This is a genomic window from Propionigenium maris DSM 9537, from assembly GCF_027925155.1.
Classification (GTDB): Bacteria; Fusobacteriota; Fusobacteriia; order Fusobacteriales; family Fusobacteriaceae; genus Propionigenium; species Propionigenium maris.
Window position 1 is genome coordinate 176284 of the sequence record NZ_BSDY01000007.1, and the last position, 12868, is coordinate 189151.

Sequence of the window (12868 nt, forward strand, 5' to 3'; positions counted from 1 at the left end):
TTTCCACCAAATAGATGATAGTTCTAAAACCTTTCAGTGTCGCCGGCGCCACTAAACTTTTCTCTTTAAAAAAAGGAATAGTTGCAAATTAAAAGAAAAGTTTAGTATAGGGACAGATTATTATAGAAAGGAGGAGAGTAAATGGTTGAAAAGACTTTTTTCTCGGAAACAGTAAAGATTGAAGCTCCAAGGGATTTTGTATTTAACTTCTTAACAGACTTCAGTGAGAAGGCTAAGTGGGTAGATGGCTTAAAGGTTGAGGATGTTACTCCTAACAACGGAAAGAAGGTAGGGACACACATTAGGGAAAGTGTTGCTGTCCATGGGCATACCTGGGAGTACAAGGGCGAGATTACAGACTATAAAAAGGATGAGTATCTAAAGATGGATATCGGGGATGAAAAGGAAAATATTAAGCTGGACTACACCCTTACAGATGGAGATTATCACGATACCCTTCTTACTGAAACAGCAACTATTGTTGAGGGGTCGTTGATTCACCGGTGGCTTACAGGTTTTGAAAAGCGTACCCTTCAGAAGAGACTCCTTAAGTTCAAGGAAGTAGTAGAAGATGAATACAAGAAGAGCAGATAGGATCTAGTGTGTTTTAGAGGGGAAGGAGTGGTGACTTTTATAGTTAGCACTCCTTTTTTTGGGTTCTATGGGTACCTCATTTTCTGGATCTTACCCTCCTTTAGGGGGCCCCTTGAACCACTATTCAAAGGAATTAATTCCATATCTTTAGCTAACTGGAGGCGATATAATGAAGGTTAATATTATCACCCTTATCCTCTGCTTTACCACACTCTCCCTCATCTCCCTCTCGGCCCAGATGGATAATGGGGTTATCTCCCTACCTGGACCCAGATACCAAGGGAACACCTCTATAGAGGAGGCTATGAGGGAAAGGAGGTCCACCAGAAAGTATTCCAAGGAGGAGATCTCCCTAGAGGAGATCTCCCAGATCCTGTGGAGTGCTCAGGGGATTACCCACAGGAGCAGAGGGCTACGGACTGCTCCTTCAGCTGGAGCCCTCTATCCCCTGGAGATATATCTTGTAGCCGGAGAGGTGGAGGGAATCCCAAAGGGTATCTATAGATACTCCCCTGCAACCCATTCTATTAAGATAAAAGAGGAGGGAGACAAGAGAAAGAAGTTTTTTACATGCTGCCAACCCTTTGTAGGAAAAGCTCCTGCCATTATTGTCATTACAGGGGTCTATGAAAGAACAGCGGTTAAATACGGAAAGAGAGCGGACCAGTATATCTATATAGAAGCCGGAGCTGTAGGACAGAATATCTATCTCCAGTGCGAGGCCCTGGGAATGGGAACTACCTTTGTAGGAGCCTTTATAGACAGCCGCTTAAGCTCTATCCTCTCCCTTCCAGAGGGGGAACAGCCTTTAGGAGTAATGCCTCTGGGAAAAAAGATTAAGTAGAGAGTTAAAAAGGGAGGAAGTTATGAAGAGATATAAGTTTATCGAAGACCTCTTGGTGGATATCTACGGAGAGGAGGCCTTCATCTACCCCAAGGAGGTTTCTGAGGAGCTCTCCCAAAAGATGGCAGAGGAGGGCCAGGGATGGACCGATTTTGAGTTTGCAGGGAAAAGGATAACCATAAATGAGGGATATTCGGAACCCTTTATAGATGAGGAGGTCGATGACGAGGGATACTGCAGATACCTAGACAGCAGATACTACTATATAGAGGAAGATAATAAAGAAGAAGATATTTAATTAAATAGCCTCCACACTATTAAAAAATAGCCTGAAAGCCTTAGGCTATTTTTTCTTTTCACCAGTTCCAAAATAATTCAAATGTTAAAAAAAATTAATTAACTTTTTTTATCCATAAACCGACTAAAAAGAGACTTCGATGAATTGAAAAGCATTTCATCTTTTTCATATGGCAGTCTCTATCCGAGAGACTGCCTCTCCTTGATATTTAAGGGAAGGATTCCCTTTGATCCAATATATGAGACATAGACATACCTCCTAAAAGATGCAATTAGTTTCCCAAGACTGGTTGCATCTTTTGATTTTTTGATTCTATTCCAAAATTGATAGAAAACTTCTATTACAGACTTAAAACACTAACAAGTTCATCTCTGGGACACAATTCTCCTTCTCTCTATAAGAATAAGAAACCTACTTTAAAGAAAATTCCCATTTAAAAGAAGCAACCAAATATAGAATATCTATTCCTTTAAAAATACTTAATATTTCATAAAAATAAGGCGAATTCTGTAAGGGAAGCTTAACTTTTTGTGGACAGCTCCCCAATGGTATAATCTATTATGAAGTAGATAAGGAGGTTTTATCCTATGAATAAGAGGGAAAAAGTCGGAGAAAAAACCATTTACTATAACAGCTTGTCCATAGAAGCAAGGGATATCTTGGAGAAGATAAAAAATAATGAATATGTTATGGGAAAAACACTTCAGAAGAAAGATAACAGAGAGGTAAGGCTGCTGACAATAGACGGAAAGAAATACGTCTTAAAGAGAGAAAGGGGCAGGGGATTAATAGATCTTATCTTTAGAACTACCCTGAACAATGTAAGAAAGCTAAAGGAAAAGAAGTTTAACAATATATATGATGTAGAGATAATTGCAGAGAAGAGAAGAGGAATGGGAGTTGAAGAGACATTGATCCTGGCACCCTATATAGAGGGAAGGGAACCTAGGGAGGGAAGGGACTACAACAAGGTCATGGAAAGCTTGAGGGAACTTCATTCTATGGGATACTTTCACGGAGACAGCAAGCCGAAAAACTTTATATGTAACCATGAGGGAGCTATACTCATCGATACAAAGTTAAAGAGGAGCAAGTTTGGAGTAGGAAAGTGGAAGGATGTTGCCAGACTACAAAAAAGGACTCCGGAAAAACTGGATCTCACAAGGTATTTTGGAGATTACAGGAAAAATATAGCTTACTACCTGGCTGTAGCCTGGGTATACAAGAAGGAGCTATTTAGAGGTGTCAGGATATATCAAGAGGTCTTTTAGACCTCTTTTTTTTATTGAACTCAATAAAATCAATGCCTCCTTGTTGATTTTTTACCTTTCTGTTATATACTTCTAATGAAGGTGGTGATAGTTATGAAAATTTTACAGTCAGAAAATATCTATAAAAGTTTTTATTCTAAGCTGTTCATTGATCATGCGAATCCTACTTACATTGCTCTTCTATTCAAAGCATATCTAACTGAAGAAGGGACCATCTATTTAGAGGGTCAGAATTTAGAAAATCAAGTTGTACTCAATACACTGGAGGAACAGAGGAAGATTCTCCAGGGGAACTTAAAAACATGGGAATCCTGCAAGATCAGCTATCCTAGCAACTCTAAAAAAGCCCTGGAGTTTTTCAGGGATAAGCTGGAGTTTTTAAATAAAATAAATGAAACTTTAAAAAATTAAACAGGTAATTTAAAATTTGATAAGCTGCCTCTTTTCCCATCCAGATAACTACTATAAATTTCATACCATAATAAACTAAAAAAACACGCCATTTTATGTAGCGTGCTTTTTTTATTCTACTGAGATTTCCATCTGTCTTATCTTACTTACTGAATAAATTAATATTTTCTGCCTGACTTAGAGGCACCTATAAAGCTCCGTTCAGATAGTTTGACCCTAACCCTTAAAGGTCCAAGCCAGAACCCTGCTTATCTTTTGCCCCTGACTCATCTCAAGTATCCTGTGGTGAGCTCCCAGCTTATCCAATAATTTTACAATGGGTTTTACATTATCTTTATTGGAAACCAGAGAGGTAAACCAGGTAACCTGAGAGGTAAACTTGACACTTTCCTTGACCATCTTTTTGAGGAAGAGACGCTCCCCCCCTGGACACCATAGCTCGGCTTTTTGACCGCCAAAGTTAAGTCCCTTTTTTACTCCTCTATTATCCTTGCTGAGGTTCTTTACCTTTCTCCTGTTTGCCCTCATTGCATCTTCCAGGGAAGCATGGAAGGGAGGATTACACATAGTCAGATCAAATCTTTCGGTCTCCTCTATTATCCCCTCAAAGATCTTATTCCTGTCTCTCTGGAGTTTCAGAGTAACTTTGTTCCTTAAATTTTTATTTGATTCCACTATCCTTCTGGAGTTCTCAATGGATTTAGGATCTATATCCGATGCAACAAAATTCCAGTTATAACTCTGACTACCTATGATAGGGTAGATGCAGTTTGCACCAGTTCCTATGTCCAATACCCTTACATTCTCCTTTTTACCATCTAGTAGTTCAGCTATGTAGTGGATGTAGTCTGCCCTTCCTGGAATAGGGGGACATAGAAATCCGTTAGGGATATCCCAGTTATTTATATTGTAGTAGGTCTTCAGCAGGGCTTTATTGAGCAGAACAACAGCTTCATTGTCACTGAAGTCTATGGTGTCCTCCCCTCTGGGATTCTTTTTCAGATATCCCTTTAACTGAGGCAGGTTTTTTACCAGTAATTTTAAGTCATATTTTCCCTTATGGGGATTGTTGGGATGTAGTTCACCCTTCTTCTTTATATTCTTCAACTTATACTCCTTAATTAAATAGTTAATATGGCTAGATTAAATTGTAACATGCTTAATTATTCTAGACAAGGGGAAGGCAGATTCCAAGAGTTTTTTTTCTTTTACTTCCCTCTCTTCATATCATTTACAAGACATTTACCTATGTTTAATTTTCTATACACATACTTATATTACTATAGAGCAAAGGGAGGTGAATATATGAACCTAAGGAAAAAATTCTTCGATCTCATTACCATGGAAAATGAGTACAGGAATATCCACAAACTCTTTACTGTGGTGAAGGAAACCTATGTAGAGAACGGTGTCTATGTAGAATACTATTAAGGATCCAGAAGAGGAGGTTTTAGCCTCTTTCTTTTATATGAAAATGATCTTAATCGCCTGCCTCAAGATTACTTCCATCAACCTTTTGAGATAAATTTAGCTCATCACTTTTTCTATCGGAAGCCCCTGCGATATCAAAGGTCACATCTATCTCCTATGAATACTTCATCTTTACAATTGAATTTCTTATTTAAATGGCTATATGGCTATAATGACGTGAGCTAGCTCATTACCTCTATATCAATGAAATAAATCATTATTCTACAATGCCTTTCCAGGTCTCATTTTTTTAAAGTTATTTTAATTTTTATGGGGTAGTTTTTATCATTAGAACTCTTTACCATAAGGAGGATAATTATGTCATTAGTTAAACATATGGGTCCTCGAACACTTGGAGGGCACCACAGATGGGAAACTATCTATGAAGAGAAGAACTGGAAGGTCCAACACCACAAGATGGAATATTTTATGATGGCTGAGAAACCCTATCGACTATTGGATCCCCACGATCACCTACTGGCTTCAGCTGATACCGAGGAGGAACTCAAAAATTATCTAGATCATCTGCTAAAACACTAAATATGAAAGGTGAAGAAGTATTAACCTTAAAGTAACTAGCTAGGTACTTTAAACTCGCAAAAGCTCACTCAGACTTAGGTTTGAGTGAGCTTTTATATATTTTTACCACTCATTATTGATGGTAAAAATTAAAAAGTTATTCTTCATGATCACCTGCATTAAAATTTAACCTTTAATTCTTCCCTTGAAATGAAGGGAATTATGGCCTAAAATATTAATGGTAAAAATAAATTTTAAAAGAGATGGTGAAGATCTTGTCAACAGAAGATAAAATATTAAAGGTCGCTTTGAAGTTATTTTCAAAGTACGGTTATTCTGGAGTTTCCACGAAGCAGATTGCCAGGGAATCCGGTGTAAATGAAGTAACTATTTTCAGGAAGTTTGAGAGTAAGAGTAACCTCTTTCAACAGGTTATAACCAGGTATGCCAAGGAGGGAAATGTCATAGAGAAGCTCAAGGCTGAACTCACTGGAGATCTAAAAACAGATCTAGGAGTATTCGGCTTCTCCTTCTACAAGTTTCTATTAAACAATGAGCTCATGTATAAGCTCCAGGTAAAGCAGGTAGATGAGGAGAGTATGAAGTTTACCAACTCCCTGAAATACAAGGATTTCTTTTCAGACTACCTGAAAAATGCCAGGGAAGAGGGGAAGTTTAAGGGAGATCCAGAGAGGGTGGCGGTCACTTTTATCTCCACTATAATGGGAATATTTACCTTCAGAATCTTTACTAAGGATATGGTAGCCAAGGTGGACATAGAGGAGACTATCCAGGAGGAAGCTGAGAAGATATTAAAACTATATACGGCTTAGTCTTTATTTAAAGGGACTTGGAAACAAGTCTCTTTTTTTATAAAAAAATGTAAGTAAGCACTTGCTTTTATGAATTTGTGGTTGTAATATATTACTGTAATCAACTAAAAAGTTCTTAAAAAGGAGTTTGTGTATGATAAAAGTGGTGTGTGTAAAGGAGGCTGTGGACAAGATCCAAGATGGTATGTCCATTATGGTAGGTGGATTTATGGCTGTGGGAACCCCAGAGATCCTCATAGATGCCCTTGTTGAGAAGGGATGCAAAGATCTTACAGTTATATGTAATGATGCTGGTTATCCAGATAAGGGAGTAGGAAAACTAATTGCCAATGGACAGGTGAAGAAGCTCATCGCTTCCCATATTGGTCTAAATCCCATGGCTGGACAGCTTATGGGAGAGGAGAAGTTAGAGGTAGTGCTTACACCTCAGGGAACACTTATCGAGCAGATCAGAGCCGGCGGTGCAGGTTTAGGGGGAGTACTAACACCTACAGGTATCGGAACAATTGTTGAAGAGGGGAAGCAGGTTATTGAGGTACAGGGGAAGAGGTTCCTTCTAGAGGAGCCCCTAAAGGCGGATATCGCTCTAATCGGAGGATCTACTACAGATGAGAAGGGAAATACAATGTATAACTATACAACGAGAAACTTCAATCCTCTAATGGCTACTGCTGCAGATACTGTAATTGTAGGAGCAAGGGAGATAGTTAAACCTGGAGAGCTCCATGTAGACAGCGTTATGACACCATCTATATTCGTAGATTATATTGTGAAGGGAGAGTAATTATGAGCATGAATCCAAAGGAGATAATCGCCAGACGTGTGGCTAGGGAATTAAATGAGGGAGACGTTGTCAACCTTGGAATAGGTCTTCCAACTATGGTAGGAAACTATATAGATGAGGATATGGAGGTAATGTTTCAGTCGGAAAATGGTCTTATAGGACTGGGGCCATCTCCAGCAGAGGGAGAGGAGGACTACGACCTTACCAATGCAGGGGGGCAGCCTGTGACTATCTCTCCCCACGGAGCAACCTTTGACAGCTCCATGTCCTTCTCTATTATCAGGGGAGGTCATGTGGATGTAACAGTTCTGGGATCCCTTCAGGTAGATGAAAAGGGTAATCTGGCAAACTGGATAATCCCTGGAAAAATGGTTCCTGGAATGGGAGGAGCTATGGACCTGGTTGTGGGAGCTAAGAAGGTTATTATCGCAATGACCCATACAGCTAAGGGAAAGCCAAAGATCCTGAAGGAGTGTACACTTCCATACACAGCTGTAAATCAGGTAAATATGATCGTTACAGAGCTTGGAGTAATGGAGGTCAGAGAGGATGGGCTTCTTCTTACTGAGATCGCTGAGGGAACTACAGTGGAGGAGATACAGGAGCTTACTGAAGCACAGCTTATTGTAAGCGATGATTTAAAAACTATGGCTATCTAAAAAAAGGAAGGGATGAAAAGTGAAGAGAATATTTAACAACATGACACAGTTTTCAGTGGGACTTATGCAAAAATATCTTCCAGATCCATTTATTTTTGCAGTAATATTGACCTTTATAGTATTTACAGTGGCTCTCTTTGTAACGGGAGCATCACCCCTGAGTATTATAGAGGCCTGGAGTGGTGGATTGTGGAGTCTTCTTTCCTTTTCAATGCAGATGGCCCTGGTTCTTGTGACTGGGACTATCCTGGCAACAGCTCCTCCCTTTAAGAGGATGCTGGAGAGGATAGCATCTATTCCTAAAAATAAGATACAGGCAATAATCATAGTAAACTTTATCTCTCTTATCGCCTGCTTTATAAACTGGGGATTTGGACTGGTTATAGGAGCTATCCTGGCTAAGGAAGTTGTTAAGAAGGTAAGAACGGTGGACTACCCCCTCTTAATAGCTTCAGCCTATGCAGGTTTTGTTGTATGGCATGCAGGACTCTCTGGATCCATTCCTCTAAAACTGGCTTCTGGGGGAAACCTGGCAGCTCAGACTGGTGGAGCAGTTGTAGAAGCTATCCCAACAAATATGACGATCTTTTCTCCTATGAATATGATTATATTCGGGATTATCCTGTGTACTGTTCCGTTCCTTCTGGGATATATGAATCCCAGCGACAAGAATACAACTTTAGTTCCAGCAGAACTTCTAAGGGAGGAGGAAGGTGAAGCAGAAGTAGATATCAAGGCAATGACACCAGCTCAGAAGCTTGAAAATTCCGCTGCAATAAATTACACCCTTGGAGCTATGGGATATGCCTATATCATCAGCTACTTTGTAAAGAACGGTCTCAGCTTAAACCTGAATATCGTCAACTACATATTTTTATTCACAGCCATCATCCTACATGGGACACCAATAAATGTTGTGAAAGCTGTAAACTCCGCTGCCAAGAGTACCGGAGGAATAATCCTGCAGTTTCCATTCTACGGAGGGATCATGGGGATTATGACCTTTACTGGTCCAAGCGGAGTATCTATAGCAGGGGGAATATCCAATCTCTTTGTTAATATCTCCAACCAGACCACCTTCCCTGTTCTTACCTTCCTAAGTGCAGGAATAGTTAATTTCTTTGTACCCAGCGGAGGAGGACAGTGGGCTGTACAGGCTCCTATAATGATGCCTGCCAGTGTGGAGCTGGGGGTAAGTTCTGCCAAAACAGCCATGGCCATCGCCTGGGGAGATGCCTGGACAAATATGATCCAGCCATTCTGGGCTCTGCCGGCTCTGGGAATTGCAGGACTGGGAGCTAAGGATATTATGGGATACTGTCTCATGGTTCTCTTCTACACTGGTTTAGTTATAAGCCTGGGACTGGCTTTTCTCTGAGATACAGATTCCTTGCAGGTATCTAATAAGATACCTGCTTTTTTATTGGATAGATATTTCTTTTCTTCTCTAACAGTCAACAAAACAAAGGGAGTTCCCTGGATCCAGGGGACTCCCACTCTCTATCTAAACTCTCATTAAGTTTGCAATATTGGCATCTGGATCTATCACAGCCTCCAGTATATCCCTTTTAGCCGTCATAACTACCACGACACCCGGTCCATGGCCCATCTTTACACAGTCTGAATGAACCACTACCCCTATGGAGGCTGCTCCCTTGAGGTATCCCCTTCCATAGGTATTGTCGCAGTTTTCCAGGAAAACAAAGTCTCCGAATCTTAACTTCTCAAGACCCAGCCTCCTGTACTCCCCCTCATCAGCTGTCATAATATCATAATCTCCAGACGCAGCAGAGGGCCACCCAATTCCAGAACCCATGAGGTAAGCGGGAATGGAAGTAACCACAGGAACCCTCAACTTCTCTCCCTCCATCTTCACCTTCATCTTCTTAAGGAGCTTGGGGTCTATATTCATAATATGGAGATCGGGATACTCCTCTATCTTCAGCCCCTGCCCCACAGCCTTTATCTGGATCCTATCTCCTATTATCATCCTCTCCATATCTTCCCTCTCAAAATCAACTATTACATTTTCAATTCCCCCGTGGCTTCCAGTGACCCAGCCAACTGCTCCCTTGGCATCTCCGCTTACCACTGTGGCTTCATTTCCTATACAGGAGAGGTACATGAGAGCATCGGACTCCCTCTTGCTGGAGTGGTGGATGGATACTCCCGGTTCCACATGATCCCCCACAAGATCCATACAGCAGTCACCTACCTTGTGACTATAGGTTATTCCACATGTTCCCGGAAGTATGTGGGGAACTCCCCTATGATCTATCTTATAGCTACCAAATACAGGGTGTCTTATCTCTCCCATGAGGGAAACTTTCACTAACTTATCTTCATTGGTCTTCATACTTTCCTCCTACTCCAGATTAAAGGGTGTCAAAAGATTTTTCACAGAATAATTTTACTTTTCTTCCTAGGGATTATAGTTTAAAAGGCAACCAGTGTCAATTTCCCTCTAAGCTTTAATATGGATAGGTAACTCCTTTAGAGTTCCAACCACCAATAAGTCTGATCCTCCTCTAAATAACTTCATAGATATTTCTCCTCCTCACTCCTTCCCATATTTATATTAAAAAAAATTAATTTAATATATTTTATAGTTATTTTTTTCTCTTATTGTTTTAAATGTAATCAAATCAGTCTCTTTTAGTTCTAGAAAAATAAAGGGATTGTGAATTATTAGAACTTTCTAATGTAAATTTCGGTTGCAAACAAAATGTTCTGTATCAAATTATTTTTTTCTAATCGCGATTGACATTTTAAAAAAAAGATAGTAAATTAATTACCAACAAAGATAATCGCGATTAAAATATAATCCTGATTGAAAATATAGGAGGGGAAAATGAAGCTGGAATTAGGTAATTTCCATGTAAAGGATGTTAGGTTTGGAGATACTACCCACTATGCAGAGGGTATCCTTACCATCAACAAGGAGGAAGCTATTGCACACGTAATGGAGGATGAGCACATCACCCATGCAGACATCTTTATTGCAAGACCTGGTGAGGAGAAGAGAATAGTTCCTGTTAAGGAAGCTATGGAGCCAAGATGCAGAGTAAACGGTAAAGCAGTATTTCCTGGGGTAACTGGAGAGGTAGCTTCTTGCGGTGACGGAAGAACTCACGCTCTTAAGAATACTTCAGTACTAGCTGTAGGAAAGCACTGGGGAAGTTTCGGAGACGGACTTATCGATATGAGCGGAGAGGGAGCAAACTACTCATACTTCTCAACACTTATCAATATCTGTCTTGTAGCTGATACAGACGAGGAGTTTGAAAGACATGAGCAGCAGAAGAAGAACAAGGCGCTAAGATGGGGAGCTATGAGACTTTCCGAGTACCTTGGAAACGCAGTAAAGGATATGGAGCCTGAGACTATGGAAACATATGAGCTTGAGCCTGTATCTAAAAAAGCAGACGATGTAGCTAAGTTACCATCAGTAGTATATGTAATGCAGCCACAATCTCAGATGGAGGAGCTAGGATACAACGATCTAGTTTACGGATGGGACGCAAACAGAATGTTACCTACATTTATGCACCCAAATGAGATCCTAGACGGAGCTATGATCAGCGGATCATTCATGCCTTGTTCATCTAAGTGGTCTACATACGACTTTATGAATAATCCTACAATCAAGGAGCTTTACGCTAACCACGGTAAGACAGTTAACTTCCTTGGAGTAATCATGTCCAACCTAAACGTTGCCCTTGAGCAGAAGGAGAGAGCAGCACTATTTGTATCAAACATGGCTAAGCACCTTGGAGCAGACGGAGCAATCCTTGCTGAGGAAGGTTACGGAAACCCAGATGCAGACTTCATCGCATGTTATGCAGCTCTAGAGGACGCTGGAGTTAAGGTAGTTGGAATGACAAATGAGTGTACTGGTAGAGACGGTCAGTCGCAGCCACTTGTTACTCTAGATGAGAAAGCAAACGCAATAGTATCATGCGGAAACGTATCTCAGCTTATCGAGCTTCCACCTATGAAGGAAGTTATCGGAGAGCTAGCTGCCCTAGGAAGAGACGGACTATCTGGAGGATGGGCTGGAGACGAAAAGCTTGGACCATCTGTAAGAGAAGACGGTTCTATCATCATGGAAAACAACTCAATGTTCTGTGGAGACCAGGTATCTGGTTGGTCTAAAAAAACAATGAAGGAATTTTAGGAGGAAGAGATGAAGAAGGCAATACTTTATATAAATCAGTTTTTCGCAGGAATCGGAGGAGAGGATAAAGCAGATCACGCTCCTGAGATAAGAGAGGGACTTGTAGGACCGGCTATGGCCCTGGATTCAGCTCTTAAAAATGCAGAGGTAACTCACACAATCATCTGTGGAGATAACTTCATGGGATCTAGAGAAGAGGAAGCAGTAGCTAAGATAATGGAGTTCCTTGCAGACAAGGATTTCGACATCTTCTTTGCTGGACCTGCATTCCAGGCTGGAAGATACGGAAATGCCTGCGGTGTAATCTGTAAGGCTGTTAAGGAAAAGTTCGGAGTACCTGTAATCTCATCTATGCACGAGGAGAACCCTGGAGTAGATATGTTTAAGAAGGAAGTAGTAATCTTCCCTGGTGGAAAGAGTGCTGCTGCCATGAGAAAGGATACAAAAAAGGTAGCAGCATATGGAGATAAACTTCTTGCAGGAGAAAAACTTGGAGACGCTGAAGCAGAAGGATACTATGTAAGAGGAATCAGACATCAGGTAATCGACGCAGACCTTCAGCCAGCATCAAAGAGAGCAATGGATATGCTTCTTAAGAAGCTTGCAGGAGAGGAGTATGTAACTGAGCTTCCAATTCCTAAGGTAGACAGAGTACCTATCGCAGCACCAATTACAGAGCTTTCAAAGGCTAAGATCGCTCTAGTTACAACTGGAGGAATCGTACCAGTGGATAACCCAGACAGAATCCAGTCGGCATCGGCTACTAGATGGGGAATGTATGACATCAGCGGAATGGAGAGACTTGAGGGAGGAATCCAGAAGACTATCCACGCAGGATATGACCCTGCAGCAGCAGACGCAGACCCTAACGTATGTGTACCTTTAGATGCTCTAAGAGCATATGAGAAAGAGGGAAGAATCGGAAGCATCGATTCCCACTTCTATACAACAGTAGGAACTGGAACAACTGAAGCAGAGGCATCAAGAATGGCTCAGGAGATAGTTGTA

15 protein-coding genes are annotated in these 12868 nt (G+C 40.8%); 13 read left to right on the forward strand and 2 right to left on the reverse strand.

Features of this window, described 5'->3' with window-relative positions; genetic code table 11:
• The first annotated feature begins 141 nt into the window (after window positions 1–141).
• The 5 genes from QMG11_RS09370 to QMG11_RS09390 all read left to right on the forward strand — a co-directional run bounded on the left by QMG11_RS09370 (window position 142) and on the right by QMG11_RS09390 (window position 3418).
• Window positions 142–594: an SRPBCC family protein gene (locus QMG11_RS09370; RefSeq protein WP_281835452.1), complete on the forward strand. Its 453-nt coding sequence runs from the start codon at window positions 142–144 to the stop codon at window positions 592–594.
• Window positions 595–763: 169 nt separating this feature from the next.
• A complete protein-coding gene (locus QMG11_RS09375) occupies window positions 764–1438 on the forward strand; it encodes a SagB/ThcOx family dehydrogenase (RefSeq protein ID WP_281835454.1) in 675 nt (224 codons plus the stop codon).
• A 22-nt stretch (window positions 1439–1460) separates the two neighbouring features.
• Window positions 1461–1736 carry a hypothetical protein gene (locus QMG11_RS09380; protein WP_281835457.1) on the forward strand — a complete coding sequence of 92 codons (276 nt, stop codon included), beginning with the start codon at window positions 1461–1463 and terminating at the stop codon, window positions 1734–1736.
• Window positions 1737–2323: 587 nt separating this feature from the next.
• Window positions 2324–3007 carry a lipopolysaccharide core heptose(II) kinase RfaY gene (locus QMG11_RS09385; protein WP_281835459.1) on the forward strand — a complete coding sequence of 228 codons (684 nt, stop codon included), beginning with the start codon at window positions 2324–2326 and terminating at the stop codon, window positions 3005–3007.
• A gap of 93 nt (window positions 3008–3100) precedes the next feature.
• On the forward strand, window positions 3101–3418 hold the full coding sequence (locus QMG11_RS09390) for a hypothetical protein (protein ID WP_281835460.1): 318 nt from the start codon (window positions 3101–3103) through the stop codon (window positions 3416–3418).
• A 216-nt stretch (window positions 3419–3634) separates the two neighbouring features.
• Here QMG11_RS09390 and rlmF read toward each other — a convergent pair whose 3' ends face one another.
• Window positions 3635–4525, reverse strand: a complete 891-nt coding sequence (rlmF, locus tag QMG11_RS09395; protein WP_281835461.1) for a 23S rRNA (adenine(1618)-N(6))-methyltransferase RlmF — start codon at window positions 4523–4525, stop codon at window positions 3635–3637.
• Between the two features lie 198 nt (window positions 4526–4723).
• Here rlmF and QMG11_RS09400 point away from each other — a divergent pair, with 198 nt between their 5' ends.
• The 6 genes from QMG11_RS09400 (at window position 4724) to QMG11_RS09425 (ending at window position 9061) form a co-directional block, all read left to right on the forward strand.
• The gene (locus QMG11_RS09400; protein ID WP_281835462.1) at window positions 4724–4849 is read left to right on the forward strand and encodes a hypothetical protein; all 126 of its coding nucleotides are present in this window, start codon (window positions 4724–4726) and stop codon (window positions 4847–4849) included.
• Between the two features lie 357 nt (window positions 4850–5206).
• Complete coding sequence (locus QMG11_RS09405; protein ID WP_281835463.1) at window positions 5207–5428, forward strand: hypothetical protein; 222 nt, start codon at window positions 5207–5209, stop codon at window positions 5426–5428.
• Window positions 5429–5673: 245 nt separating this feature from the next.
• Entirely contained in the window at window positions 5674–6240 is a 567-nt protein-coding gene (locus QMG11_RS09410) for a TetR/AcrR family transcriptional regulator (RefSeq protein ID WP_281835465.1), read from the forward strand.
• A gap of 133 nt (window positions 6241–6373) precedes the next feature.
• Window positions 6374–7024, forward strand: a complete 651-nt coding sequence (locus QMG11_RS09415; protein ID WP_281835467.1) for a CoA transferase subunit A — start codon at window positions 6374–6376, stop codon at window positions 7022–7024.
• Between the two features lie 2 nt (window positions 7025–7026).
• Complete coding sequence (locus QMG11_RS09420; RefSeq protein WP_281835470.1) at window positions 7027–7683, forward strand: 3-oxoacid CoA-transferase subunit B; 657 nt, start codon at window positions 7027–7029, stop codon at window positions 7681–7683.
• A gap of 40 nt (window positions 7684–7723) precedes the next feature.
• Window positions 7724–9061, forward strand: a complete 1338-nt coding sequence (locus tag QMG11_RS09425) for a short-chain fatty acid transporter (RefSeq protein WP_281835479.1) — start codon at window positions 7724–7726, stop codon at window positions 9059–9061.
• Window positions 9062–9187: 126 nt separating this feature from the next.
• Here QMG11_RS09425 and QMG11_RS09430 read toward each other — a convergent pair whose 3' ends face one another.
• Window positions 9188–10039, reverse strand: a complete 852-nt coding sequence (locus tag QMG11_RS09430) for a DUF4438 domain-containing protein (protein ID WP_281835472.1) — start codon at window positions 10037–10039, stop codon at window positions 9188–9190.
• A gap of 495 nt (window positions 10040–10534) precedes the next feature.
• On the opposite strand from QMG11_RS09430, the gene QMG11_RS09435 reads away from it, so the two are divergent.
• A complete protein-coding gene (locus QMG11_RS09435; RefSeq protein ID WP_281835474.1) occupies window positions 10535–11860 on the forward strand; it encodes a glycine/sarcosine/betaine reductase component B subunit in 1326 nt (441 codons plus the stop codon).
• A gap of 9 nt (window positions 11861–11869) precedes the next feature.
• Window positions 11870–12868: glycine/betaine/sarcosine/D-proline family reductase selenoprotein B (locus QMG11_RS09440; protein WP_281835476.1), on the forward strand; the 999-nt coding region annotated here is incomplete at its 3' end.